At 50.2% G+C, this 26,810-nt stretch carries 25 protein-coding genes and 4 tRNA genes; 23 read left to right on the top strand and 6 right to left on the bottom strand.

The features are described 5' to 3' along the window. The first annotated feature begins 95 nt into the window (after positions 1-95). The gene (locus PMPD1_RS17510) at positions 96-941 is read left to right on the top strand and encodes a winged helix-turn-helix domain-containing protein (RefSeq protein WP_173635242.1); all 846 of its coding nucleotides are present in this window, start codon (positions 96-98) and stop codon (positions 939-941) included. Further along, positions 941-1,408, top strand: coding sequence for a YqeJ family protein (locus PMPD1_RS17505; protein ID WP_173635241.1), 468 nt, complete (start codon positions 941-943; stop codon positions 1,406-1,408). Before PMPD1_RS17510 ends, PMPD1_RS17505 begins: the two co-directional genes overlap by 1 nt. Before the next feature lie 128 nt (positions 1,409-1,536). On the opposite strand, the gene PMPD1_RS17500 is transcribed toward PMPD1_RS17505, so the two are convergent. Genes PMPD1_RS17500 through PMPD1_RS17485 form a run of 4 tightly spaced genes read right to left on the bottom strand, consistent with a single transcriptional unit; the run spans position 1,537 to position 5,910 of the window. Further along, the gene (locus tag PMPD1_RS17500; RefSeq protein WP_173635240.1) at positions 1,537-2,982 is read right to left on the bottom strand and encodes an NAD-dependent succinate-semialdehyde dehydrogenase; all 1,446 of its coding nucleotides are present in this window, start codon (positions 2,980-2,982) and stop codon (positions 1,537-1,539) included. After that, entirely contained in the window at positions 2,979-4,025 is a 1,047-nt protein-coding gene (locus tag PMPD1_RS17495; protein ID WP_173635239.1) for an aldo/keto reductase, read from the bottom strand. The genes PMPD1_RS17500 and PMPD1_RS17495 overlap by 4 nt, the downstream gene beginning before the upstream one ends. Positions 4,026-4,035: 10 nt before the next feature. Then, positions 4,036-4,539: a formaldehyde-activating enzyme gene (fae, locus tag PMPD1_RS17490; RefSeq protein WP_173635238.1), complete on the bottom strand. Its 504-nt coding sequence runs from the start codon at positions 4,537-4,539 to the stop codon at positions 4,036-4,038. A gap of 15 nt (positions 4,540-4,554) precedes the next feature. Then, positions 4,555-5,910, bottom strand: a complete 1,356-nt coding sequence (locus tag PMPD1_RS17485) for an MFS transporter (RefSeq protein WP_173635237.1) — start codon at positions 5,908-5,910, stop codon at positions 4,555-4,557. Between the two features lie 235 nt (positions 5,911-6,145). Here PMPD1_RS17485 and PMPD1_RS17480 point away from each other — a divergent pair, with 235 nt between their 5' ends. Together PMPD1_RS17480 and PMPD1_RS17475 are read left to right on the top strand one after the other, a co-directional pair. Next, the gene (locus PMPD1_RS17480) at positions 6,146-7,060 is read left to right on the top strand and encodes a LysR substrate-binding domain-containing protein (protein ID WP_173635236.1); all 915 of its coding nucleotides are present in this window, start codon (positions 6,146-6,148) and stop codon (positions 7,058-7,060) included. Positions 7,061-7,112: 52 nt separating this feature from the next. After that, positions 7,113-7,694, top strand: coding sequence for a glycerol-3-phosphate responsive antiterminator (locus tag PMPD1_RS17475; protein ID WP_173635235.1), 582 nt, complete (start codon positions 7,113-7,115; stop codon positions 7,692-7,694). Positions 7,695-7,714: 20 nt separating this feature from the next. Here PMPD1_RS17475 and PMPD1_RS17470 read toward each other — a convergent pair whose 3' ends face one another. Then, on the bottom strand, positions 7,715-9,163 hold the full coding sequence (locus PMPD1_RS17470; protein WP_173635234.1) for an FGGY-family carbohydrate kinase: 1,449 nt from the start codon (positions 9,161-9,163) through the stop codon (positions 7,715-7,717). Between the two features lie 16 nt (positions 9,164-9,179). Further along, positions 9,180-10,454: an MFS transporter gene (locus tag PMPD1_RS17465; RefSeq protein ID WP_173635233.1), complete on the bottom strand. Its 1,275-nt coding sequence runs from the start codon at positions 10,452-10,454 to the stop codon at positions 9,180-9,182. Positions 10,455-10,909: 455 nt separating this feature from the next. On the opposite strand from PMPD1_RS17465, the gene PMPD1_RS17460 reads away from it, so the two are divergent. The 19 genes from PMPD1_RS17460 (at position 10,910) to gshA (ending at position 26,760) form a co-directional block, all read left to right on the top strand. After that, on the top strand, positions 10,910-11,695 hold the full coding sequence (locus PMPD1_RS17460; protein ID WP_173635232.1) for an SDR family oxidoreductase: 786 nt from the start codon (positions 10,910-10,912) through the stop codon (positions 11,693-11,695). Positions 11,696-11,727: 32 nt separating this feature from the next. Next, the gene (locus tag PMPD1_RS17455; protein ID WP_173635231.1) at positions 11,728-13,182 is read left to right on the top strand and encodes an FAD-binding oxidoreductase; all 1,455 of its coding nucleotides are present in this window, start codon (positions 11,728-11,730) and stop codon (positions 13,180-13,182) included. A gap of 296 nt (positions 13,183-13,478) precedes the next feature. Continuing rightward, the gene (locus tag PMPD1_RS17450) at positions 13,479-14,306 is read left to right on the top strand and encodes a transcriptional regulator (protein WP_173635230.1); all 828 of its coding nucleotides are present in this window, start codon (positions 13,479-13,481) and stop codon (positions 14,304-14,306) included. Continuing rightward, positions 14,293-14,763, top strand: a complete 471-nt coding sequence (locus PMPD1_RS17445) for a hypothetical protein (RefSeq protein ID WP_173635229.1) — start codon at positions 14,293-14,295, stop codon at positions 14,761-14,763. Before PMPD1_RS17450 ends, PMPD1_RS17445 begins: the two co-directional genes overlap by 14 nt. Before the next feature lie 130 nt (positions 14,764-14,893). Continuing rightward, positions 14,894-15,964 carry a lytic murein transglycosylase B gene (mltB, locus tag PMPD1_RS17440; protein WP_173635228.1) on the top strand — a complete coding sequence of 357 codons (1,071 nt, stop codon included), beginning with the start codon at positions 14,894-14,896 and terminating at the stop codon, positions 15,962-15,964. Between the two features lie 115 nt (positions 15,965-16,079). Continuing rightward, positions 16,080-16,421 carry a zinc ribbon domain-containing protein YjdM gene (locus PMPD1_RS17435; RefSeq protein WP_173635227.1) on the top strand — a complete coding sequence of 114 codons (342 nt, stop codon included), beginning with the start codon at positions 16,080-16,082 and terminating at the stop codon, positions 16,419-16,421. Between the two features lie 58 nt (positions 16,422-16,479). Beyond that, a complete protein-coding gene (gene tam / locus PMPD1_RS17430; protein WP_173635226.1) occupies positions 16,480-17,250 on the top strand; it encodes a trans-aconitate 2-methyltransferase in 771 nt (256 codons plus the stop codon). A 183-nt stretch (positions 17,251-17,433) separates the two neighbouring features. Beyond that, on the top strand, positions 17,434-17,928 hold the full coding sequence (gene pncC / locus PMPD1_RS17425; protein ID WP_173635225.1) for a nicotinamide-nucleotide amidase: 495 nt from the start codon (positions 17,434-17,436) through the stop codon (positions 17,926-17,928). Between the two features lie 97 nt (positions 17,929-18,025). Next, positions 18,026-19,090: a recombinase RecA gene (gene recA / locus PMPD1_RS17420; RefSeq protein ID WP_173635224.1), complete on the top strand. Its 1,065-nt coding sequence runs from the start codon at positions 18,026-18,028 to the stop codon at positions 19,088-19,090. Positions 19,091-19,225: 135 nt separating this feature from the next. Then, positions 19,226-19,735 (top strand): regulatory protein RecX, encoded by a 510-nt coding sequence (locus PMPD1_RS17415; RefSeq protein WP_173635223.1) that lies wholly within the window; start codon positions 19,226-19,228, stop codon positions 19,733-19,735. Between the two features lie 140 nt (positions 19,736-19,875). Further along, positions 19,876-22,503 (top strand): alanine--tRNA ligase, encoded by a 2,628-nt coding sequence (gene alaS, locus PMPD1_RS17410; protein WP_173635222.1) that lies wholly within the window; start codon positions 19,876-19,878, stop codon positions 22,501-22,503. Positions 22,504-22,747: 244 nt separating this feature from the next. Next, positions 22,748-22,933 (top strand): carbon storage regulator CsrA, encoded by a 186-nt coding sequence (gene csrA, locus PMPD1_RS17405; RefSeq protein ID WP_013574027.1) that lies wholly within the window; start codon positions 22,748-22,750, stop codon positions 22,931-22,933. A 288-nt stretch (positions 22,934-23,221) separates the two neighbouring features. Beyond that, positions 23,222-23,314, top strand: a tRNA-Ser gene (locus tag PMPD1_RS17400). A gap of 4 nt (positions 23,315-23,318) precedes the next feature. Next, positions 23,319-23,395 (top strand) — tRNA-Arg (locus PMPD1_RS17395). 188 nt (positions 23,396-23,583) lie between these two features. Next, a tRNA-Arg gene (locus PMPD1_RS17390) sits at positions 23,584-23,660 on the top strand. 98 nt (positions 23,661-23,758) lie between these two features. After that, positions 23,759-23,835 (top strand) — tRNA-Arg (locus tag PMPD1_RS17385). Between the two features lie 297 nt (positions 23,836-24,132). Further along, a complete protein-coding gene (gene yqaB, locus PMPD1_RS17380) occupies positions 24,133-24,699 on the top strand; it encodes a fructose-1-phosphate/6-phosphogluconate phosphatase (RefSeq protein ID WP_173635221.1) in 567 nt (188 codons plus the stop codon). Continuing rightward, complete coding sequence (locus PMPD1_RS17375; protein ID WP_173635220.1) at positions 24,696-25,124, top strand: YqaA family protein; 429 nt, start codon at positions 24,696-24,698, stop codon at positions 25,122-25,124. The genes yqaB and PMPD1_RS17375 overlap by 4 nt, the downstream gene beginning before the upstream one ends. Positions 25,125-25,155: 31 nt before the next feature. Beyond that, positions 25,156-26,760: a glutamate--cysteine ligase gene (gene gshA, locus PMPD1_RS17370; RefSeq protein WP_173635219.1), complete on the top strand. Its 1,605-nt coding sequence runs from the start codon at positions 25,156-25,158 to the stop codon at positions 26,758-26,760. Positions 26,761-26,810: the final 50 nt, after the last annotated feature.

The raw sequence follows: 26,810 nt of genomic DNA, 5'->3' as shown, positions 1-26,810 counted from the left end.
CCATTGATTTTGGTTTTTTTTATTTTGTTTTGATTAGGTGTGTGTTATTAAGTTTGACCGCCAACCAAGAAGAAGCAACAGGAGTATAAGGCATAATGAATTATATTATTGATAATAATATAATATTCAACCCGGACTTACAGGAGATCACCTCCTGTAGCACTAAACGAAAAATTAAACTTCATTACACATCATCTCGTTGCTTAGAACTTCTGATTAAAGAGCATGGCAATATCGTCCCGCAGCAAGAGATTATCGAGTATGGGTGGGAAAACAGGGCAAAAGGCGTCTCTTCACCTGCCTATTATCAATGTATGGTTAACTTGCGCAAAAGTCTAAAAGAGTTAGGAACCGTTGATGTCATTCGTACTATCCCACGTAAAGGGATTGTGTTGCTCAGCGAATGCGCAATAACGACCATGCTGAATGAAAATAACACTCTCCTGGAGAAGAGAAACCAACCGGACTCTGAGCCAGTGGATGACGAAAAGGCCGTCCTGGCGGTTGATAAACATAATGAGGAGGGGAGTCAAAATGACGTTGCGCCACTGTCAGTAATGCCGGAAAAAAATAACCAGCCCATCTCTGGTTTTACCGCTGCGCTATTCAGTCTCTGTTATAAGAGAAAATATTATACTTTAGGCGCCGGGCTGTTAATGATGATAGGTATTGGTGCGATTATAGTTGGGTGGCAGCAAGCTCAACCGCTATTGCCAGGGTTTGAGCGGGTAGTAACTAACGGGCCATGTCGCGTTTATGCTAATTCACCTTATCTGACCACTGAACATATTTCTGCCTTCATGGATAAACACCATATTGCATGTGAGCGAGATAAAGAGATCTACCTATCCCACTCAATAAATATTAAAGGGGTTTCATTATTTGAATATAATAATAAAAACCAGTCTGTTATCTCCTCTAAATATATGGAAGTGATGTAATGAAAAAAATCATTACTATAGCAGTGTTTTTTTTGGTTTTAGGTGGGGTGTTTTTAAAAGAGTGGAAGGCTCAACAAGCAACGAAGGCTGATTGCATTAGTGAACATCATCTCTATCATGATAATCACATCATTACTGCGCGTTATCATTGGTTGATTAGTCAACACGGCGGGAGCTTAAAAATAAATGGAACTTTCAATGATAACGGTATTAAGCAGATGATAAACCGGGAAGTCACATTTTCTTATAAAAGTAGTGATGAACGCTATTATCACATTACCACTAAAAAAATTCATCGAGCGCCAAGTGAAAATGTCACCGAGGAGAGGATGCGGGCTCATTATCCCCCCTTTATCCTTCAAGAGCAGGCCGAAACAGTGATTAGGATCGAGCGAGCCAAAAAGAATAACCTTTTGATCTATATGAATACTCAGCCAGCATTTCTGTGTGCGCCGACCAAGGTGTAATTATTTTAAAAGCTGTTAGGTATCTGGTTTTTTATTGGATAGTTAATTAACCTCTCTTTTGTTAAAACACGCAGTTTAACCATGTTGTTATCATTTAACGCCGGGCGAAGATCTCACCCGGCAGATGGTTAGTTCAGCGCGCCGATATTGATATATTTCACTTCCAGATACTCATCAAGCCCTAAGTCAGAGCCCTCTCGGCCAAGGCCCGACTCTTTGATACCGCCGAAAGGCGCAACTTCGGTAGAAATAATCCCCTCATTAATGCCCACCATGCCGCTTTCCAACTGCCGGGAAACACGTAATGCACGCGACAGATCCTGCGTAAATAGGTAAGCAGCCAAACCAAACGGTGTGGCATTTGCGCGCTGAATAACCTCTTGCTCATCTGTAAAACGAAAGCAGGCCGCGACCGGGCCGAAGGTTTCTTCATGAGCGATGCGCATGGTTTCGGTGACTTCGCTGAGTACCGTTGGTTGAAAGAAACTCTGCCCCAGCGCATGACGTTCGCCGCCACACTCCAATTGGGCGCCTAACTGCACGGCATCGGCAATATGCGCTTCCACTTTTTCGACCGCGCGTTGATGAATTAATGGGCCTTGTTGCGCCCCCGGCGTCATGCCCGGCGCAACTTTTAGCGCACGCGTTGCTTCACTCAACCGTGCAACAAAGCGCGGGTAAATGCCGCTTTGGATATAAAAGCGATTAACACAGACACAGGTCTGCCCACTATTGCGGAACTTGGCGGCAAGGGCGCCCTTTATTGCTTGCTCAAGGTCGGCATCGTCAAACACAATAAACGGCGCATTGCCGCCTAACTCTAGCGACACTTTTTTTACCGTATCCGCAGCCTGACGCATTAACAGTTTGCCGACCGGCGTCGAACCGGTAAAAGAGATTTTGCGTACGTGCGGGCTGCGGGTAAGCGCTGCGCCAATGGCTACCGTATCGCCGCTGACAGCATTAATCACACCAGCAGGCACGCCGGCTTGCTCAGCTAATGCAATTAAGGCGAAAGCCGATAGCGGGGTTTCATTGGCTGGTTTAATAACCACCGTACAGCCTGCCGCCAGCGCCGGGCCCAATTTGCGTGTCAGCATGGCCAACGGAAAGTTCCACGGTGTAATGGCGGCAACCACCCCGACCGGTTGCTTATAGGTCAGAATCTGATTATTAGCGCTGGCGGCAGGAATGGTTTTCCCGTAGGCGCGTTTCGCTTCTTCGGCAAACCACTCAATAAAACTGGCGGCGTAGGCGACCTCGCCGGTGGCTTCGGCCAGCACTTTTCCCTGTTCGGCAACCATCAACTCGGCTAATACCGTTTGGTTTTGCATAATTAAACCAAACCATTTCTGGAGGATTTGCGCGCGCGCTTTGGCGGGTAGCGCTTGCCAGGCCGGTAAAGCATGGGCGGCGGCCTCAATCGCGGCTTCGGTTTCTCTTGCGCCCACCTCGGCGACGTTCGCCACCAGCGAGCCATCCGCCGGGTTAGTGACCGGGTAGTGTTTATCGCCGGTTAGCCACTGCCCGGCACAGTACCAACCGGTGCGGAGTAGGGAGGACCAGGAGCTCATGCGATACTCCTTGTTTCAAGGTTGCTTGCGGTCATTACGCTGCGCGCCATACGGCTTTCACGCGTAATGCGTCGACCAGCGGTATAGTCATTAATCACATCACACGGGGTGTAATTGCGTTCGAGTTCATAACGTTCTTCATCATCAAGCTGCGTGTTAAGCGCTTGAAGTGCGGTATCAATTTGCCGCGGCGAATCGGCGCCCACCAACATACACTCCACCGCCGGATGGTTCAGCACCCAAGCTTGGGCGATCTGCGCCGCCGGGACACCGCGCCACTGCGCGACCCGACAGACAGATTCGGCGACGTTGAGTGAAGTGGCGTCGGCGTACATCTCTTGGGTGAAAAAGTCGGTCTTATTGCGTACTGAATTTAGATCGCCGGTCAGCAAACCACGCGCCAGCGGGCTAAAGACCGAGACGCCCAGCCCCTGATCACGGCAGAATGGCAGCATTTCCCGCTCTTCTTCACGGTAGGCACAATTGAGCTGGAGCTGCATGTTGATCGGTTTTGCGAAACCGTTGCGCTCACAGCACCATAAAATCTTCGCCAGTTGCCAGCTATACATGGTAGAGACGCCGACATAGCGTGCTTTTCCGGCGCGCACAATGTCATTCATTGCCGCCCATGTCTCTTCTACCGGGGTGTGGATATCAAAAAAATGCAGCATATAGATATCAACGTAGTCGGTGCCGAGGCGCTTCAGGCTGTTATCAATGCTCTGCATAATATGCTTACGCGAATGCCCTTGATTGTTTTGTCCGTTACCCAGCGGGTAGCCTACTTTGGTGGTGAGTACCAACTCTTCGCGCGGCAGCACACGTTTGACAATCCGCCCAACCACTTCTTCGCCTACGCCGCTGGAGTAAAAGTCAGCCAGATCGATGAAATTAATCCCTTTATCCAGCGCATGACGAATCAGCGGTTCACTTTGGGCTTCGTCAAAAATCCATGGCTTCCAGGCTTTACTGCCCATATTCATAGTACCGAGGCAGAGCCGGGAAACTTTCAGTCCGCTATGGCCCAGATTGATGTATTCCATGCATGACTCCTCAAACCTTTGGCGTATAGAAAGGGTTGCCAGGCTGTTTCAGCGCCTGTTGCAGTTGTGATCGACCGGGTTGTTTTTCCATCGCAGCCTGAATGGCGTCGTGACAAGCGCGATAGTTATTGCGATAAACCTCATCCAAATCGGTACAGGCAGGGTTTACCCAGTTAGCGGTGATAATGCACCATTCATCTTCCGCTTCTTCCGGCAAGATGCCTGCCAGTTGCGCTGCGGTAACGGCACTGGCAATGGCGGCCTGAGAGGCGCCCCATGTCGCGTTACCGTGTAGCTCGCCCTTGATTTCAGCCTTGTTGACATACAAGGTCATGGGTTTCGCCGGCACATTGGGTTTGATGACCACCATAAAGGGGCTGTGCCCCTGTGAGGGAGAAGCCAGGCTGTTGGCGAACGCCTGACCGACCACGCCATTTCGCGGCCCGAGCATGATATTAATGTGGGAGGCGTTAACGCCATCGCCTGCAAACCCTTCACCGATATACATTTCCATGCTTTCCTCCTGCAGTTAAAAAGATGATGTCGCCTGATGGACAGGCTTTTTGCGTGGATTAGTGGCCGTATCGCTAGCGTCAACCAACGTCAGGCCCTTGGTTTCCGGCGCCCAGGCAAGGGAGACCAGCGCACCGATAATCAGAATGACCGCCAGTAAACCCATCGTGGTGGCGGTACCGTAATGCATGATGGCGAGCGGTAATAACAGCGTGCCAATCGCTGAACCGAGCCGACTCATGGAGGTGGCAAAGCCAACGCCCATTGAGCGAACCTCGGTGGGAAAGCTCTCGGCCGGGAAGACGCCAACCAGATTGCTAACCGCTGACATGATTAGCGTAAAGGCGGCAAAACAGACGATTTGCCAGAGTGCCATGCTGGTGGGCAGCAGGCTCAAAGCCACCAGGCAAGCGGCGAGAAACAAAAAAGATCCGATCAGGAAACCGCGCCGTGAGCAAAAAACCGTCAGGACGATGCCAAGTAAGGCGCCGACAATCAGTAGCGCGCTGAGCAGTAGGTCAGTGGCGAAATTTTTATCCAGCCCCATGCTCTGCAAAATCGAAGGAAGAAAGGTGTAAATGGCGAACCAGGGGATGACCAGGCAGACAAAAAACAGGCTATTAAACGCGGTACGCTTGCGGTAACGCGGGGTGAAAAGGGTTAATAGCGAGTGTTGGCGTGCGGAGGGCATTTCCGCCTGCAAGGTGACATGCGGACCAAAATAGCGATGCACAATCGCCAGTGCCTGCACGCTACGGCCTTTACGCATTAGCCAACGTGGAGACTCCGGCGTGCCAATGCGCAGTAGTAGAATAATGACGGCTGGCAGTGCCGAAGAGGCCAGTAGCCAACGCCAGCCTTCCGGCCCAAGCGCGGTCATAAAGTGGCCGGCGAAACTGGCGGCGACATAGCCTATCGTCCACAGCACGCTAAACGAGCCCAGAATAACACCGCGATGTTTGCGCGGAGAGAACTCGGCCAGCATGGTATGCCCAACGGAAAAATCACCGCCCAGGCCGATACCAATAACCACCCGTAACAGGAAGAGTTGTTCCGGCGTATGGGCGAAAAATTGCAGTGCCGATGCTACGGAGATCACCAAAAAACTAAAGCAAAAGATTTTCTGTCGCCCCAGATAATCGGCAACCCAGCCGAGCGCCAGGCTACCGATAAACAAACCGATCAGCGCAGAACTCCCCAGCATCCCTTCCCAAAAAGGCGTGAGGCCCATTTGTGGTTTAATTTGTGCCAACGCGAAACCGATGACACCCAGCACATAACCATCGGTAAGATGTGCGCCAAAGGTTAACCCGGCGATTTTGAAATGAAAGCGATTGAATGAAACATCATCCAGTTGAACTACTTTTTGCATTGTCCCTTCCTCCTTTGGGGAGTGGTCGTTGTAGGGTTGTTGTGTGGTCAAATGCCTTATTAACCTGGCATTTGCGAGTGGGGGAGACCAGTGCAATTTAGTCATACCCCTATGCGTAAAAACCATGTGATTTGCCTCGACTTTTCATGACCTCCTTGCTATCCGGCGCGACCAGAAAAGCGCAAAATGATAACAATTCAGTAACATTACCAAGCCGCGTCAGGATGGAAATATCGTGCGAAAACTCCCTTCACTAAGCATGCTGCGTCTGTTTGAGGAAACCTGCCGCACACTGAGCCTCAGCAAGGCGGCAGAAGCGTTGTTTATCACGCAGAGCGCCGCCAGCCGCCAGCTTCGCCAACTGGAGATGTTCCTTGGGAAAGATCTGTTTATTCGTAATCACAGTGGTTTGACGTTGACGCAAGAAGCGATATTGCTGCTGCCGGTGGTGCGACAGTCGCTCGATATTCTCGAAGAGGGCGTGCGTCATGTGCAATTACGCAACCCGCTCCAGCATTTACGTCTGCAGGTCGCGCCGACTTTTGCTACCCGCTGGCTGGCACCGCGTCTGGTGACATTACGCGCGCGCAATAGTCAGTTGCAGGTGGCGTTAATTAGCGAGGCGCGGCAGAAATACAGTGATTTTGATTGCGCGATCCGCTTTGGCAATCCGGCGCAGATTGGTGAGAACGGCGAGTGGTTGTGCCATGAAACGCTGGTACTGGTGGGCAGCCCGTTGTTACTGATCGATGGGCAATTTCCGCCTTTGAATAGCCGCACGCCGCTGCACGTTTTAAATGGCGATCTACGTTTGGATAACTGGTTACGTTGGTGCGAAGCTGCGGGCGAAGTGGTTTTTCCCGAGGAGAGCGGTTTGGAGTTCAGTACCCAAGATCAAGTGATTAACGCCTGTATTACCGGTGCCGGTTATGCGGTACTTGATCGTAGTATGATTCGCAATGAGTTACGTAGCGGGCTGTTAATTCAACTCTCTCCGCTATTGCTACAAAGCGCCAACGGTTATTGGTTAGAAATTCCGCCGGGTAAACGCGGCTTACCGCGTGTGAGCCACTTTCGCGACTGGTTAATTGAAGAGATGCGTGGTTTTACCGGCGAAGAGGCGATTCCTGTGAGCGAGGCTGGCGTTTAGCCGGGATGTCAGGCAGCATAGAAATAAGAACCTGCAAAGCGCCGAGGCTAGTGTGATATTGAGCGAATTGTTAAAGAGGAATCCGGTGGTGGCCGCAGTGAAAGATCCGCAAAGCCTGGCGCTTGCGGTGCAATCTGACTGTCAGGTTATTTCCGTGTTGTATGGCAATATTTGTAACATTGGCCGCATCGTGCAGCAGATAAAGCAGGCGGGAAAATTCGCCTTTGTTCATGTCGATCTGCTGGAAGGCAGCTCCAACCAGGAAATTGTGGTTAACTTTCTAAAAATCGTGACCCAGGCCGATGGCATCATCAGCACCAAAACCGCGATGGTGAAGGCTGCACGCCAGCATGGCTTCTACGCTATTCACCGCCTGTTTGTGCTCGACTCCATTTCATTCAATAACATCGGTAAGCAGGTAGCACAGTCGATGCCGGATTTGGTGGAGATTTTGCCGGGGTGTATGCCGAAAGTATTGGGATGGGTAGCAGATAAAATCGAACAACCCATTATCGCCGGCGGGCTGGTATGCGATGAGGAAGACGCCCGCCTGGCGTTGGCTGCCGGAGCCATTGCCGTTTCAACCACTAATCATGCCGTTTGGCATTTAAAATTAGGCAGCGGAACTGAGTAAAGATCAGCGCCGCTGCTACGTTAATCCACCAGTGCGCTTAACGGTTGTAATAGCGGGTCGAGATACTGATGCACCCGCTGATAAACCTGCTGATTAAGCTGTTGATAGAGTGCATGGTTATCGGGGTTGGGCTGGAAAGTTTCTGCCGGCTTAACCAGTTTCTCCACCGCTTGATCGTAACGGCGGTAGCAACCAACGGCGATACCGGCATTAATCGCGCAACCAATTGCCGCTGAGCCACGCATCTGATTACGTTGTGTGGGGATGCCGAAAACATCCGCAAAGATTTGCATAAAGACGTCACTATTGGCGCCACCGCCGGAAATGACCAACCGGGTGAACGGTATGCCCAACTCTTGCGCCATCGCATCCATATGATTTTTCATGGTTAGCACAATGCCTTCCAGCAATGAACGGTACATGTGCGCGCGCGTATGTCGCCCGTCAAAGCCAATCATGGCGCCTTTACGGTACTCGGCTTCAGCGGGCGCCGCCCAGTCATGTACCGTGATTAATCCGTCGCTTCCGGCGGGAACCGCTGCGCTTTCTTGGTTGAGTAACTCTTCAATACTCAACCCTTGCTGGTGTGCATCGGCCTGTGCCGCCGCGCCAAACTGGTCGCGGAACCAGCTAATGGTCCACATACCGCGGCGTACTCCCATGCATTCATACAGATAGCTATCGGGAACCGAGGCGAGGAAGGGCCAGAAGTGTTTTGCATCCTGACGATTTTCACTGCCGTGAACCATTGCGCCGATATAGGTGCCTAACGAAATCAGCGCCACGCCAGGCGCAAGAGTACCTGCGCCGAGCGCTTCAACCGCCTTGTCATGCGCGGTTGCTACTACCGGCAGCCCGACCGGTAGGCCGGTTTTCCGTGCGGCTTCCGGCGTGACTTGCCCCAGAATTTCACCGGGCTTAACCACGTCTAACACTTGCTCGCGGCGCAGATTGCACTGTTGCCAAAGAGCCGGATCGTTGCTCCATTCACTTCGATCGTTATCCATTGGCCACCAGCCAATATAATTGGCGCAGGTATCTTTAAACTCGCCGGTAAGGCGGTGAGTAATATAGCCGGAGGTGGTGGTGACATAACGAACATCCTCGTAGGCTGGCTCTGGTTTCCACGGGTGATTCAGGCGCTTGTCCATCCAGTTAATTACCGGCCAGGCGAGTGAACCATCTTCCTTAAGTAACACGCGACAGCAGCGAATCACACAGATCCCCATCGCCTGAATGCGGTGTGGATCATGTCCAAGGGTTTGAAAACGATCCATTGCCTGGCGGCAGGCCAGTTGCAGCGCATCCCACAGATCGTCATCCGGATGTTCTGCGAGTTGAGGCGCCGGAATAGAAAGCGGGCGCAGCGGCTGGTGGCCCTGACAAACGATATGACCATCCACGTGGAAGATCACCACCTTGGCACTTTGGGTGCCGATATCCAGCCCGATTAAATAATTGTCTTTCATGGCTTCTCTCCCTGAATTAATGCGCTGTCGCACTGTGATAACGCATCTTTTTCATGTTGTTGCACAGTAAAGCGGTAAACAGAATCACGGCACCGATGGCAATCAAGCCCATGATCCACATATTGCGATAGGCTTCCGCCGCCGGTAACGTGTCTTGCCAATGACCAACCAGTGGATAGACAAAAACATCTGGCAAAAAGCCGATTACCGAGCAGACGCCGACGGTGGTACCCATGATGTGTGTTGGTGTGCGGGCCTCGCCAATGCAAGCGAAATAAAGCCCGCGCGAGGCATAGCAGGTGAAAGCCAACAGCAAAATCAACCCCATGGCTAACGCAAGGGAAAGAGGGCGATGAGTAACCACCAGCAGTAGCGCTAGCGTGACGATGGCAATGACCGAGAGGAGTTGAATCACGCGTGTAGGGGAGCGCCAGCGGCTGTAGACGGTGAACAACCCTCCGAGTGGGCCGCAGGCGGCGCGGAAAATCTTATTGATAACAATGCCCATATAACTGGCGGCGACCAATGTCATGCCATAGATTTCTGCCAGATAGTTAGTTGAATAACTCAGGATGGCGTAGATGGTGTAGACGCCGCAGATAATCATACTGCAATACCAAGTGGTGCTAAGTTTCAATACTGACAGAATATCGTTAAGCGAGAAGCGTTTGGTCGGGGATTGCTGACCGGATTCGGTTGTGGCTACCTGGTCGCTGATGAGGAACCAGCATAAGATGCCGAGCAAGATATAGACCCCGCTATAAATCAGGATCACCGCTTTTAGACTGTTGGCGTTGTCTGGCGCGAAAAGTGAAAATACCCACATCGTAAATACCGCTAGCAGCATAACGCCCACGCCGCGTAGCCCTTCCATCCATCCCATTATTTTACCCTGTTCATCATGATCGCCGAGTAATGAGGCGGCTTTGATCGACACGGACCACAGCAGCAAAATGGTAGTGACTGCAAAGGCGATTTGGATAGTTAACATGACCCATAACGGAGGATAGGTGGTCATTACTAACCCCAGCAAACCGGTCGCTATCATGGCAAACGTCATGGTTTTACGATGTGAAAACTTGTCGGCAATAATACCGCTGGGAGCATATAAAACGATGGCCGCAATACCAAAAGTGCTCATGATGAGACCAATTTCGGTGTTACTAAACCCCATAAATTTCGCCATTGGAATCTGGTAGATATAGCGTAGATAAGCCAGATCGAAGCTAATGCCGCCGCTAATACTGATGACGGCGAGGGTTATCCAACGGTGCCACGGTTTTTTTATCATAAGATACACGCATTTTTTGATTTACAAACAATAAAAAAAGAGAAAAGCAAGCTCTCCGCAGTGCGGAAAGTTACTTTTCTCTTCGTCTCAATCAGTAACGGATTACACAAATAACATGAGCAGCCCATCAGCTTCTGTGAATAAAGTCACAAATTGCAGGTGGTGAAAATAAGAGATTATTCTTAGGCTTATTTCTCTGGATTTTTGGATCTTTTTTTGATTTTGGTTTATTTTTCACCGGGTGAAGTTTACGTGCTTTTTTATCCGGAATAATCAGATCGCCATAAGCGTAAATAAGTTATTTTTTGTGATGTAAGTCACTTTTTGTTTTGTTCCGGCTATGTTAGCGTTTTTACCAGTTACTCGAGACCAAGAGAAAAGTAACTTCTCCGAATAAACGGAGGAGCTTGCTTTTCTCTTTTTTTTTGCATTTTATCAGGCAAAGAGGCCACAAAATGTCACTGAGTGCGTTAAATGAGTTCTCACTGGATTTTTTCTCCCTTAAAGGAAAAAGTGCCATTGTTACCGGCGGAAATAGCGGCCTCGGTCAGGCCTTCGCTGCCGCCTTAGCGAAAGCGGGCGCCAATATTCTGATTCCTGATTTAAATGAAGCGAACCCGGAAACTCGCGAGTTAATTGAACAACAGGGTGCTCGCGTTGCTTTTATGCAAATTGATATTACCGAGAAAGGCGCACCGGCAAAAGTTATCGCCCGCTGTCTGGAAGCGTTCGGGAGTGTTGATATTTTAGTTAATAATGCGGGCATTTGTAAGTTAAATAAAGTGTTGGACTTTGGTCGCGATGACTGGGATCCGATGATTAATATCAACCTGACCGCCGCGTTTGAAATGAGCCATGAGGCTGCGAAAGTGATGGTAGCGCGCGGAGAAGGGAAGATAATTAATATTTGTTCGCTGTTCTCCTGGCTTGGCGGGCAATGGTCTCCGGCCTATGCGGCGACAAAACATGCTATCGCCGGTTTAACCAAAGCATATTGTGATGAATTGGGTCAGCACAATATTCAAGTCAACGGCATCGCGCCAGGGTATTTTGCCACTAATATTACTGCCGCTACGCGCAGTAATCCTGAAACCAATCAACGAGTGTTGGATCATATTCCCGCTAATCGCTGGGGAGATACCCAGGATTTAATGGGAGCAATGGTTTTTTTAGCCAGTAAAGCTTCGGATTATGTCAATGGGCACGTATTGGTTGTCGATGGCGGTTATTTAGTTCGTTAATTATCCATATTGATTATTGTTAAGGATTTATTATGTCATTATCACGTGAAGCTATCGTCAACCAGCTTAAAGAGATTGTTGGCCCGCAGCATGTTATTACTGACGAAGCGGTTTTGCGCCATAACAGTATCGACCGTTTTCGTAAATATGCCGATATCCATGGCGTTTTTACCCTGCCTTTACCGGCGGCGGTGGTGAAATTACAGGATACGCAACAGGTTGCGCAGGTATTAGCATTTATGAACCAGCACGGTATTAATTGCGTGCCGCGGACGGGGGCATCGGCCACCGAAGGCGGCCTGGAAACCGTAGTGGAAAACTCGGTAGTACTGGATGGTTCACCAATGAGCAAGGTCATTTCGATTGACCCGGTTAATATGCAAGCTACGGCTCAGTGCGGCGTTCCACTGGAGGTGTTAGAGAACCAACTGCGTGCGCAGGGTTACACCACCGGTCATTCACCTCAATCTAAACCGTTGGCACAGATGGGAGGGCTGGTTGCAACACGGAGTATCGGCCAGTTCTCCACGCTATATGGGGCGATTGAGGATATGGTCGTCGGCCTGGAAGCTGTCTTCCCGAACGGAGAAGTGACGCGGATTAAAAACGTACCGCGCCGCGCCGCCGGGCCGGACATCCGTCATGTGATTATTGGGAATGAAGGGGCGCTGTGCTACATCACGGAAGTGACGGTCAAAATCTTTAAATTTATGCCGGAAAATAATCTGTTCTACGGCTATACCCTTGACAACATGAAGGTGGGTTTTGACATTCTGCGTGAGGTCATGGTCGAAGGTTACCGTCCATCGATTGCCCGTTTATATGATGCGGAAGATGGTTCACAGCATTTTACTCACTTTGCCAAGGGCCGGTGTGTTCTGATCTTTATGGCGGAAGGAAATAAAGGCATTGCACAGGCAACAGGTAACGGCATCGCTGAAGTTGTAGCGCGTTATCCTGAATGTCGGCCGGTTGACAGCACATTGATTGAACAGTGGTTTAATAACCTCAACTGGGGGCCGGATAAAGTCCAGGCAGAGCGTGAGCAGATTTTACGCACCGGTAATATGGGGTTCACCACTGAAGTTTCGGGCGATTGGTCAAATATTCATGGCATCTATCAAAACGTCATTGCGCGTATTAAGCAGGAGTTTCCTCATGCGCAAGATATCACTATGTTAGGCGGTCACTCGTCACACAGTTACATCAACGGCACCAATATGTATTTTGTGTATGATTACAATGTGGTTGACTGTAAGCCGGAAGAGGAAATCGACAAATACCATAACCCGCTGAATAAGATAATCGTTGAAGAAACGCTGAAGCTTGGTGGGTCGATGGTTCATCATCACGGTATCGGCAAGCACCGTGTTCACTGGTCAAAACAAGAACATGGCAGCGCCTGGTATATTATGCAGGCGTTAAAAGAAGTGTATGATCCCAAAGGGATTATGAACACCGGTACTATTTTCCCACGCAACGCCTAATCAACAAGCCGGGTAAATAACCCGGCTTTTTTGAGCCCCTCCGTGCTTTACACACCTCAGTTTTTCTTCCCTCAAAGTCATTTTCACCGTGCTCATTCGTCATATTTCGCGTGCCTGTATATTAATTATTCGTAGCGTGAGGGTTATTTAACTATTACGCCGCTTATAACCTTCACTGTTAATTATATGTTGTAAATGTGTTATATGTTTAATCGGTCGTCATGAGAATATTCTTGACATAAATAATTCTGACCTTCATTCTATGTCGATAATTTATTAGATTGCCTGGCAATATTATGGATGATAAAAAACATCAGGGAGTGACGCTATGTGCCACCGTAGATTTTTATCCGGAGCTCAATCAGTTAGTTAACAAGAATAGCGGGAAAGTCGTCGGGCTTAACTGGCCAACAGCGCGATGTTTATCCATATTAATAGAGCACTATGGTGAGGTTGTTCCTCAAGAGTACTTTATTGAGCATGTTTGGTCAGTTAAAAATATCGTTGTTTCTAATAATACCTTTGTTCAAAATATTAGTCTATTACGCCGCTCGTTAAGGAGTGTTGGAATTGACAGTGATGTTATTGTAACGATAAAAGGGCGTGGCTATATTATTCCTCTCACTTTCTCTATCGAGAACTTTGATATTACCACGAATGATTGGAGGACATCTTCCCTCTCTCCGACACCGGAGCATTGTGTTGAAGAGCCGAGGTCGATAGAGGAGCGGCCGTTATCAGAGGATAAAGAACGTTTACATCAACCGCTGCAGCTGTTTTGGTGTATTTGCTCTGGTATCACTATTGCTGCTGCCATACTGCTGCTTTTTCTCAGTGTTTATTTATATTACTTTCCGTATAAAAAAATCGAATACGTCTTTTTTAATCAGGATAAGGATGGTTGCAAATTTTACTTTGATCGGGAAAGGGAAGGTGCTTCGAATATTATTGATAAAGTAAAACGCGTTGATGTGATCGATTGTCAGAAAAAAAGTGAAATCTATATTACAGCTTATGAAGAAGTCCCGCATTATACGGTAATACAGTGCCGATATGCGATTGAAGATAAAATTCGAAATAATGTTTGCTCTTCAGCGGTGCATTTTAGTAATGAAAGTGATTAATAGAAAAAGAGTGTTATTTAGCGCGTTGCTATTGTTTTTTTTGGCGTTGGTTGTCTTCTTGCTGGTGTTACATAAAGAGCAGTTTGCCAGTTTTTCTTGTCGCGCCTCGGGAAAGGTTTATATCAATGGTTATAAGTTGTCGTATGTCTCGCGTTATCAGTTCACCCAGGGGGCCGGGCTAATTACACTTAGTGGTAAAGTATTTAAAGAAGGGCGTTACCTGGGGATTCTCGGGCGTCAGATTAAAGTCAGTTATATTAACAATGGCGGTTTATATACGCTGACCAATAAAAGCTCGCTTTCGCAGATGGAAAACAGTGTCAGTCCGGAAGATTATCGTCTGCTAATTCCACCGGTTTACTATGAAGAGGGACGGGTGCAAAACATCACGGTTACGCCGGTAGGTAAGGGGTATCGTCTGGAGTATAACGCTTTCCCTTTTGCCATGTGCTACTGAGTGATACCCAGGCTTTATGGTTGTGCGGGGCCGTAGTCGTTTTGGCTTCAGCCGCCATTTCTCGTTTATTCGCGCTACACAATCCCTTAACATAACACCTTCATTTTTTGTCGGGTATAGGGATTTCCGGATGCGTCAATTTGCCACACTTCTCCCGGTGCTTTTTTTTCTGGCGGCCTGTAGCAGCAAGCCGCCGGTTGCGACGCCTGAGCCGAGCGGTAATCCGTTCAGAGGCGGAAGCTCTCTACTAGTACCCTCCGCCAATTCGGCGTGGTTAAGCGGCGATTTTGCCGGTAATCCCGCCGCGGAGCGGTTTATTGATAAAATGGTGAATGAACATGGGTTCAGTCGCCAACAACTCCAGGGATTACTGTCGCAAACCCGGCGCCTCGATTGGGTGATTCGCCTGATGGATCGTCAGGCGCCGTTGTATCAAGCGCCCTCTGGCCCGAATGGCGCGTGGTTGCGTTACCGCAATAAATTTATCACGCCGGATAACGTGCAAAACGGCGTCGCATTTTGGAACCAATATCAGGATGCTTTGCAACGCGCCCATCAAGTGTATGGTGTACCGCCTGAAATTATCGTCGGTATTATTGGCGTGGAAACGCGCTGGGGCCGCGTCATGGGGAAAACACGTATTATTGATGCGCTGGCTACGCTTTCCTTCAGTTATCCACGTCGGGCGGACTATTTTTCCACTGAGTTAGAAACCTTTTTGCTGATGACGCGTAGCGAAAATGACGATCCATTGGCCCTGCGTGGGTCGTATGCCGGCGCCATGGGTTACGGGCAGTTTATGCCTTCCTCTTTTAGTCAATATGCCGTGGATTTTGATGGCGATGGTCATATTAACCTGTGGGATCCGATTGATGCGATTGGTAGCGTAGCGCACTATTTTAACGCGCACGGATGGGTAAGAGACGCTGAGATAGCGGTGAAGGCCAGCGGCCAGGCGCCAATGTTGGAAAGTGGCTTTAAAACACGCTATTCCCCGGCAACATTAACCGCCGCAGGTTTAAGGCCGCTCGCGCCGTTGGGCGACGCATCGCAAGTGAGTCTACTCCGTTTTGATATGGGGAGTTGGTATCAGTACTGGTACGGGTTACCAAATTTTTATGCGATTACGCGTTATAACCACAGCAACCACTATGCAATGGCGGTATGGCAATTGGGTGAGGCGGTAAAACAGGCAAGATAATGTTGCGCGGGCGCCGCCTCTATCCTTAGCGAGTGTAAGGTTATACAATGGCGCCCGTTTATTTTTCTGCTGATTTTATTCAGCGCTTACGCTATTCGTTTACCGGAGTTTTCCCATGCAATCATTACCTCATTGTCCCGCGTGCCATTCAGAATTTACCTGGCAGGATGGCGACACGCTTAATTGCCCCGAATGTGGCCATATCTGGTCGTTGAGTGAAGCGGCGGAGGCAGATGATGATGTGTTGACGGTGCGTGATGCTAACGGCAATCTGTTAGCGGATGGCGATACCGTCACGGTGATCAAAGATCTAAAAGTGAAAGGCAGTTCATCAATGCTTAAAATTGGCACCCGGGTAAAAGGGATCCGTCTGGTAGAAGGCGATCATAATATCGATTGTAAAATCGAGGGCTTCGGGCCAATGAAGCTAAAATCCGAGTTTGTGAAGAAAAACTGAGCCGCGCTTCTCACCTGATGGGGTAGTTCGCTGAAGCTGGCCAGGCGACGAGGTGAAAATGCAAGACTGGAATCCTGATCTATATCGTCAGTTTGAAGCGGAAAGAACGCGGCCTGCGCAGGAGCTATTGTCCCGCGTTTCTGTGGCGGAAGCCCGCGAAGTTACCGACTTAGGGTGTGGGCCGGGCAATAGCACTGAATTGCTTTGGCACGCTTGGCCGCAGGCGAAAGTGGTTGGCGTGGATAGCTCTCCAGCCATGTTGGATCAGGCGCGTCAGCGGTTGCCGGACTGTCAGTTTGTTCAGGCAGATATTCGTGGCTGGCATGCGCAACATCCGCAGGATGTGATTTACGCTAATGCCTCATTGCAATGGTTAAGCGACCATACCGGGCTACTGCCCCACCTGGCGAACCAGTTAGCCGCGCAGGGAGTTCTGGCGGTACAGATGCCGGATAATCTGCAGGAACCTTCGCATCGTCTGATGCGTGAAGTGGCAGCGCGTGCGCCATGGCGTGACAAGCTTGGGCAGAAGGTTGATCGACAACAACTGCTCACGGCCGGACAGTATTACGACCTGTTGGTTAACGCGGGTTGTCAGGTGGATATCTGGCGCACCACCTATTATCACCAAATGCCCTCGGCGCAGGCGATTATCGACTGGTTGAGGGCGACCGGACTGCGGCCATTTCTTGAGGCGTTGGACCCGCCGGAACGACAAACGTACCTTCACGCTTATCTACATGAAATTAGCCAGGCGTATCCGTCTCAAGCCGATGGCGCCGTTCTGCTTGCTTTCCCGCGTTTATTTATTGTCGCGCAACGGCGCTAGTTATTCTTCCCGACGCCACTGACGTCGGGAGCATGCCCTGTCTATTTTCTTCATGGTTTCCTGAGTGGCGGAAGCTTTGTCGCAAAAGCGCGATTTCTCGCCGCGTAGCGCCGAAAAAGGCTACGCTTTAGCACGCATTTATTGTTACCGTTGCATAAGTCACAATGCCGTAAGGAACAAGCTATGACTGATGATCAATTGACGAGGCTGGGCGCCGAAGTTGGCGCATTATTGCGGCAGCAGAGCGCCAGAGTGACCACGGCGGAGTCTTGTACCGGTGGCTGGATCGCGAAAACCATCACTGATGTTGCTGGCAGCTCCGCTTGGTTTGACTGTGCGTTCATTACCTATAGTAATGACGCGAAACAGCGCCTGGTTGGCGTGCAGGCCGCGACGTTGGAGCAGTGGGGAGCGGTGAGCGAGCAAGTGGTCACTGAAATGGCGGCCGGGGCGTTACAGGCCGCCGGCGCGGATTTTGCTCTCTCAGTCAGTGGCATCGCCGGGCCGGATGGCGGCTCAGAAGAGAAACCGGTAGGAACCGTGTGGTTTGGTTTTGTCAGCGCGCGCGGGCAACGGCTGGCGCAGCGGCGGCATTTTGTCGGCGATCGTGAAGCGGTACGCCGTCAGGCAACGGTTTATGCGCTGACAACGTTACGCGATGATTTTCTCAAAAAATAAACTTGATACTGTATGACCATACAGTATAATCACTGTCATTCGGTATTACAGCAAAGCGGCCTCTGGCGTGCTTTACCCTGCATGATTAGGAGTGGAAATGGCTATTGACGAAAATAAACAGAAAGCTTTGGCTGCGGCGCTGGGGCAGATTGAGAAGCAATTTGGCAAAGGCTCCATCATGCGCCTGGGCGAAGACCGTTCGATGGATGTTGAAACCATTTCAACCGGTTCGCTTTCGCTGGATATCGCGCTAGGCGCCGGCGGGTTGCCGATGGGGCGTATCGTCGAAATTTATGGTCCTGAGTCTTCCGGTAAAACCACGCTGACGCTTCAGGTAATTGCCGCCGCGCAGCGCAAGGGGAAAACTTGTGCGTTTATTGATGCTGAGCATGCGCTGGATCCGGTCTATGCGAAAAAACTGGGCGTAGATATTGATAATCTGCTGTGTTCACAGCCGGATACCGGTGAGCAAGCGCTAGAGATTTGTGATGCGCTGGCGCGTTCCGGCGCGGTGGATGTCATTATTGTCGACTCCGTAGCGGCGCTGACGCCAAAAGCGGAAATTGAAGGCGAAATCGGTGATTCGCACATGGGCCTGGCGGCACGTATGATGAGCCAGGCGATGCGTAAACTGGCGGGTAACCTGAAACAATCTAATACGCTGCTGATTTTCATTAACCAAATTCGTATGAAGATTGGCGTAATGTTTGGCAACCCGGAAACGACCACCGGTGGTAATGCGCTGAAGTTCTATGCGTCGGTTCGCCTGGATATCCGTCGTATTGGCGCGATTAAAGAAGGCGACAACGTGGTGGGCAGTGAAACGCGTGTCAAAGTGGTGAAAAACAAAGTAGCCGCGCCGTTTAAGCAAGCTGAATTCCAGATCATGTATGGTGAAGGCATTAACGTCTATGGTGAGCTGGTAGACTTGGGCGTGAAGCATAAGCTGATTGAGAAAGCGGGCGCCTGGTATAGCTATAACGGCGATAAAATTGGGCAGGGTAAAGCGAATGCCGGTAATTACCTGAAAGAGAATGCGGCGATTGCCAACGAGCTTGAAAGCAAACTGCGCGATATGTTGCTCAATAACCCGACCGAAGGGGCTGATTTCTCGGTTGACGAGAATGAAGTCGCGGCCAGCGAGACGCAAGAAGACTTTTAATTACGTATCGTAACACTTTTCTTTTTGAAGCCCCGGTAAGCAGTTGCTTGTCGGGGCTTTTGTCTTTTGTACGCTTTCTCGTTACCCTCATCACTATAGCCAAGGTATTTATAGGTATTCAGCGCCGGGAGAGTTATGTCAGACGCGAGCAATAAACGATCTTCCTTCTCTCGCTTGCTTGATCGCGCCACGCGTATTCTTGCGATGCGTGACCATAGCGAAGCAGAGTTTCGGCGTAAACTGACGCTGTCATTTGAGCGTGCCGCAGCGTATCGGCACGAAGAGCCTGAAGTCATTGCGCCAGAAGAAATCGAACGGGTTGTGGCTTGGTGTCATGAGCATGGTTGGCTGGATGATGTACGTTTTGCTGAACGTTTTGTGGTTGGACGTGGTCGTAAAGGCTATGGACCACAACGTATCCGTATGGAGTTGGGGCAAAAAGGGATCGGGCGCGAAATGATTGAAGCCGCATTGGACGCTGCTGAAACGGATTGGGCTGAACAGGCGTTTGCCGTTGCGGAACGCAAGTTCGGTTTGCCCTTACCGACAGAATGGAAGGAAAAAGCCAAAGTGCAGCGCTATTTGTTATCGAAAGGTTTCTTTATGGAAGATATCCAGTCGATTTTTCGAAATTATGACAATTGACTGCCAATGGGATTTTACTTCCCCTTGAAGAAAATTTATCTTATTCCAACTTTTTGTTCGTATACCCCCAGTTGGCGGCCAGGGATACCCGCGCTGAGTTAAGTATACGGGACGTTCGTTAGCGTGATACCAGGATATTTATGAGCAAGAGCACTGCTGAGATCCGTCAAGCGTTTCTCGACTTTTTCCATAGCAAGGGACATCAGGTTGTAGCCAGCAGCTCCCTCGTACCGAATAACGATCCGACGTTGCTGTTTACCAACGCCGGGATGAACCAATTTAAAGACGTTTTCCTCGGTCAGGATAAGCGCAACTACTCGCGTGCGACCACTTCGCAGCGCTGTGTACGCGCTGGCGGCAAGCATAATGATTTGGAAAACGTCGGCTATACCGCGCGTCACCACACCTTCTTTGAAATGCTGGGCAACTTTAGCTTTGGCGATTACTTTAAAACCGAAGCCATTGCCTATGCCTGGGAACTGTTAACCGGCGAGCAGTGGTTTAATCTGCCAAAAGAGCGCCTGTGGGTAACGGTTTATGAAACCGATGATGAGGCGTTCGACATTTGGGCCAATGAGATTGGCGTACCGCGTGAACGAATCATCCGCATCGGAGATAACAAAGGCAGCGCTTACGCTTCAGATAACTTCTGGCAAATGGGTGATACTGGCCCTTGTGGTCCGTGTACCGAGATTTTCTTTGATCATGGCGATCACATTTGGGGCGGCCCTCCGGGCAGTCCGGAAGAGGATGGCGATCGCTACATTGAGATCTGGAATATCGTATTTATGCAGTTCAACCGTCAGGCTGATGGCACCATGTTACCGTTGCCGAAACCGTCGGTTGACACTGGGATGGGGCTGGAGCGTATCACTGCAGTACTGCAACATGTTAACTCCAACTATGAAATTGACCTGTTCCAGACCTTGATCAAAGCGGTCGCGGATGTCACTGGTACTCACGATCTGGCAAATAAATCATTGCGTGTTATTGCCGATCATATTCGCTCTTGCGCGTTTCTGATTGCCGATGGCGTGATCCCTTCGAATGAAAACCGCGGTTATGTTTTACGCCGCATCATTCGCCGCGCGGTTCGTCATGGCAATATGTTGGGTGCGAAGGGGAGCTTCTTCTACAAGCTGGTTGCGCCGTTAATTAGCGTCATGGGCGCGGCGGGAAGTGATTTGCAACGCCAGCAATCACAGGTTGAGCAGGTGCTCAAAACCGAAGAAGAACAGTTCGCAAAAACGCTGGAACGCGGATTGGCGCTACTGGATGAAGAGTTAGCTAATCTGCAGGGCGATACGCTGGATGGTGAAACGGTTTTCCGCCTGTATGACACTTTTGGTTTCCCGGCTGACCTCACCGCTGATGTGTGCCGCGAACGCAATTTAAAAATTGATGAAGCCGGTTTTGAAAAAGCGATGGAGTCGCAGCGCCAACGTGCCCGTGAATCGAGTGGGTTTGGCACGGATTACAACAACGTTATTCGTATTGATGCCGCTTCTGCGTTTAAAGGTTATGACCACTTGGCGTTGAAATCCGCCGTGACGGCGATTTACGTTAACGGACAGCCAGCAGAAGAGATTTCAGCCGGGCAAGAAGGCGTTATCGTGTTAGATGAAACACCTTTCTACGGCGAGTCGGGCGGTCAGGTAGGGGATAGCGGTGTGCTGCATGGCGGTAACGCCGAGTTTGCCGTCAAAGATACACAAAAATATGGCCAGGCAATTGGTCATATTGGGCAACTGTTGTCCGGTCATTTACGGGTTGGCGATCGCCTGGATGCGCAGGTTGATGAAGCCCGCCGTGCGCGCATTCGTCTCAATCACTCGGCGACCCATCTATTGCACGCGGCGCTGCGTCAGGTATTGGGCGAGCACGTGGCGCAAAAAGGTTCTCTGGTTAATGACAAATACCTGCGCTTTGATTTCTCGCATTTTGAAGCGATGAAACCGGAGGAAATCCGCCGGGTAGAAGATATTGTCAATGCGCAGGTTCGCCGTAATTTGCCGATTGAAACCAACATCATGGAGCTGGAAGCGGCAAAAGCGAAAGGGGCGATGGCGCTGTTTGGCGAGAAATATGATGAGCATGTTCGCGTGCTGAGTATGGGGGATTTTTCTACCGAACTCTGTGGCGGCACCCACGCAAGTCGTACGGGAGATATTGGCCTGTTCCGTATTATTTCTGAGTCAGGAACCGCGGCGGGCGTACGTCGTATTGAGGCGGTCACCGGCGAAGGCGCGTTGGCTCAGGTTCATGCCCAAAGCGAACAATTACTGGATATTGCTCAGTTGGTGAAAGCCAACAATAGCAATTTAAATGAAAAAGTACGTTCAGTGCTTGAGCACGCACGCGTACTGGAAAAAGAGTTGCAACAGCTCAAAGATCGACAGGCCGCGCATGAGAGCGCATCGCTTAGCAGTAAAGCTATTGATGTGAAGGGTGCAAAACTGTTGGTTAGCGAACTGAGTAATGTCGAGCCTAAGTTGTTACGTACAATGGTTGACGATCTGAAGAATCAATTAGGATCGGCGATTATCGTGCTGGCAACGGTTACGGAAGGCAAAGTGTCCCTGATTGCTGGGGTGACAAAAGATCTTACCGACCGTGTGAAAGCGGGTGAGCTGGTTGGCGCAATCGCGCAGCAGGTCGGCGGTAAAGGTGGTGGACGCCCGGATATGGCGCAGGCGGGAGGTACCGATGCACAGGCATTGCCTGGCGCGTTGCTTAGCGTCGAGTCATGGGTCGCCGCTAAACTGTAATGAATAAAAATGCATTGGAACAGCGCCACGGAGCAGATACCTTGGCGCTTTTTAGCACAATGCACGCCCTGTAATCATAAAGTCAGGTTGGTGTGGTGTATTTCGGCTAAACTAACTATCAGCAGAATGTATTGGCATGGTGATATGTTTTGATGTCATTGTCATCACCTACATTTCGCGTTATATGATGGATAATGCCGGGAACCGACAGACCCGACTCTTTTAATCTTTCAAGGAGCAAAGAATGCTTATTCTAACTCGTCGAGTTGGTGAAACCCTCATGATTGGCGATGAGGTGACTGTAACGGTGCTGGGAGTTAAAGGTAACCAGGTTCGCATTGGTGTGAACGCCCCTAAAGAAGTTTCGGTTCATCGCGAAGAGATCTATCAGCGTATTCAGGCCGAAAAGTCTCAGCAAACGAGTTACTAACGGATACAGCGCCTTGCTATGTTTAGCGAGGCGCTACCGGTTTCCTCCCGCCAGTTTGTTTTATTCTCTATTTCGATTTTTTCCCTTTTTTGTGAAATGCAACCGCTTATGGCTGTTGATAAATCACTCTTTTTGTCTCGAAAATACGCGGATTGAATGGGATTTGTTCAAACGATCATTAGCCGGGAAAAATTGTTTGACTTATAAGTCCGGGAAAGTAATATGTGCGCCACGCAGTGCCGATGAGCGGAAACAAAGTTCAAAAGCACAGTTCGCAAGAACGCGTGTGGTGAGGTGGCCGAGAGGCTGAAGGCGCTCCCCTGCTAAGGGAGTATGCGGTCAAAAGCTGCATCCGGGGTTCGAATCCCCGCCTCACCGCCATTTTGCATCCGTAGCTCAGCTGGATAGAGTACTCGGCTACGAACCGAGCGGTCGGAGGTTCGAATCCTCCCGGATGCACCATTTTATGATGAGATAATAGTGTAGTCCCGGTCTGGTCAGGCAGTAATCTGGCAGCCAGCACCAGGGAGGATAACGTTGCTTTAGCAACGGCCCGTAAGGGTGACGCGTAGCGGAATAATCCTCCCGGATGCACCATTTCTTGGCGAGATGGCGAATGGTTAAAGGTAAGTGAAACAAGAAGTTGTTATGCATCCGTAGCTCAGCTGGATAGAGTACTCGGCTACGAACCGAGCGGTCGGAGGTTCGAATCCTCCCGGATGCACCATTTCATGTTGAGATGGCGGTTTCTCTCCGGTAGATACCTTCTTTTTTAGTTCCTCAGAAGTCACATTGCTTTCTTTCAGGCAACATAGTCTTTCCGATGCATCCGTAGCTCAGCTGGATAGAGTACTCGGCTACGAACCGAGCGGTCGGAGGTTCGAATCCTCCCGGATGCACCATTTCATGTTGAGATAACCGTGTAAGTCCCGGTCTGGTCAGGCAGCAATCTGGCAGCCCGCACCAGGGAGGATAACGTTGCTTGAGCAACGGCCCATAGGGTGACGCGTAGCGGAATAATCCTCCCGGATGCACCATTTCTTCTTTTTCCCCAAACAACTTCCTGCTAAAACTCTCTGTCATTTCTGCTTTCCTGAAATACTAATGCTTTCAAAGCATTTGCTGTTCATCTCTAACGGCGACAATCCGGACGCTTTGCGATAAAGTATGGGCTGGTTTGTTCTATGCCCGGAGAAGCAATGTACGATCGTTATGATGGCCTGATTTTCGATATGGACGGCACAATTCTGGATACTGAGCCGACGCATCGAAAAGCCTGGCATCAGGTCCTGGCGCGCTATGGGATGGCGTTTGACGAGAAAACCATGGTAGGGCTGAATGGCTCGCCAACTTGGAGAGTTGCCCAGGCGATTATCGACAGTCACCAAGCCAGCCACGATCCTTATCAACTCGCGGAAGAGAAAACCGCGCTGGCAAAAACCCTGTTGCTAGATAGTGTTCGTCCGTTGCCGCTGATTGAGGTGGTCAAAGCGTATCATGGCCGTAAACCCATGGCGGTGGGAACCGGTAGTGAACACCAAATGGCAGAGACATTATTGCGTCATTTAGGCTTACGCGATTATTTCGACGTGATTGTCGGCGCCGATGATGTTGAACGCCATAAACCCGAGCCAGATACTTTTTTACGCTGTGCCGCGCTGTTGGGCGTAGCGCCTGCTCGCTGCGTGGTGTTTGAAGACGCTGATTTTGGTATGCAGGCAGCGAAACGTGCTGGTATGGATGCGGTGGATGTGCGCTTGCTGTGAGTGAGATGCTGGCATATGGCTCGCTGGCCGCCAGCAGTTTTCTCAGCGCCACCTTACTTCCTGGTAGTTCAGAAGTGTTACTGGTCGCGTTAATGCTGGCCGGTAAGTCATCGACGGTAGGGTTAATTTTTGTCGCAGCGGTAGCGAATACACTGGGTGGATTGACCAATATTATTCTGGGCCGCTTGCTGCCATCTCGACCTCAGGGGCGATGGCACCATACGGCAGTAGCGTGGTTACAGCGTTTTGGCCCGGCGGCGCTGCTTTTCAGTTGGTTACCGGTGATCGGCGATCTGCTGTGTGTGATTGCCGGCTGGCTACGTTTTTCGTGGCTGCCGGTGGTACTGTTTTTGGCGGTTGGCAAAACGTTGCGCTATATCGTGGTTGCGATTGCAACCTTACAGGGCATGGAGTGGTGGCATTGATTCGCACAGATTCAAAGCTACGGTTAACATTATGCTGAACAAAAATAAATTATTCTTAGAGCGGGAGGTCAATTTGATCCCGGATGTATCTCAGGCGCTTTCTTGGCTGGAAGCCCATCCTCATGCGCTAAAAGGCATTGGCCGTGGTATTGAACGTGAAACCTTACGCATTGAGCCGGACGGCCATTTGGCGACAACCGGCCACCCTCAATCGCTAGGTTCTGCGTTAACACATAGCTGGATCACGACCGATTTTGCCGAAGCGCTGCTGGAGTTCATTACGCCTGTCGATCACGATATTGATCACCTGCTGGCTTTCTTACGAGATATTCATCGCCACGTTGCGCGCGACCTTGGCGAAGAGCGGATGTGGCCGTTCAGTATGCCTTGCATCATCAAAAACCATGAAGAGATAGAGCTGGCGCAGTACGGCGACTCAAATATTGGTCGTATGAAAACGCTGTATCGCGAAGGGCTAAAAAATCGCTATGGCGCGTTGATGCAAACCATTTCTGGCGTGCACTATAATTTCTCGCTACCGCTCTCCTTCTGGCAAGAGTGGGCGGGGATTAAGGATCAGGAGAGCGGTAAAGCGGAGATTTCGGCAGGTTACCTGCGTCTGATCCGTAACTACTATCGCTTTGGCTGGATCATTCCTTATCTGTTTGGCGCTTCGCCTGCGATTTGTTCCTCTTTCCTGCAAGGTAAAGAAAGCGTGTTACCGTTTGAACGTACCGAAGCGGGGATGCTGTATTTGCCTTATGCCACTTCCTTACGCTTAAGCGACCTGGGCTATACCAATAAGTCACAAAGTAACCTCGGCATTACCTTCAATTCATTGGCGGCCTACGTTGATGCCTTGAAAAAGGCGATTAAGACGCCTTCAGAAGAGTTTGCCGCTTTGGGCATCAAAGATAGTCAGGGACACTGGCTACAATTGAACACCAATGTGTTACAGATTGAGAATGAGCTGTATGCGCCGATTCGACCAAAACGCGTCACGCGTTCTGGCGAAGCGCCGTCTGATGCGCTTCTGCGCGGCGGCATCGAGTATATTGAAGTGCGGTCGCTGGATATTAATCCATTCTCGCCGATAGGCGTTGATGCGAATCAGGTTCGCTTCCTCGATCTTTTCCTGATTTGGTGTACGCTGGCTGATGCGCCTGAAATGAGTAGCGCTGAATTACAATGTACCCGTAAAAACTGGAATCGCGTTATTCTCGAAGGTCGTAAACCGGGCCTGATGCTTGGTATGGGATGCGAAGATAACCTGGCGCCAATGGCGGAAGTGGGGAAAGCGTTGTTTGCCGATCTACAACGGGTTGCTGAGGCGCTGGATAGTAACGAAGGTGAGCGCCATTATCAGGATGTGTGCGATCGGTTGGTCGCCAGTTTTGACGATCCGGAACTCACCTATTCGGCGCGTATTCTGCAAGCGATGATGGCTGACGGTATTGGCGGCACCGGCATGGCGTTGGCGGAGCAATATCGCCATATGTTGTCTGAAGAGCCGTTAGAAGTGCTGTCAGAAGAGGCATTCACACAAGAAGCCTTGCGTTCACGCGATGCGCAGCGCGATATTGAGCAGAGTGATACGCTGACTTTTGAAGCATTCCTCGCCGCGAAGGCGGGCTAGAAAAGAAAAAGGCCACATCGCTGTGGCCGAAATAAACATCTCTGTTGTCA

The organism is Paramixta manurensis (genome assembly GCF_013285385.1).
GTDB classification, from domain to species: Bacteria; Pseudomonadota; Gammaproteobacteria; order Enterobacterales; family Enterobacteriaceae; genus Paramixta; species Paramixta manurensis.
The sequence above is the reverse complement of the archived record's forward strand: the minus strand, read 5'-3'. Positions and strand labels throughout refer to the sequence as shown.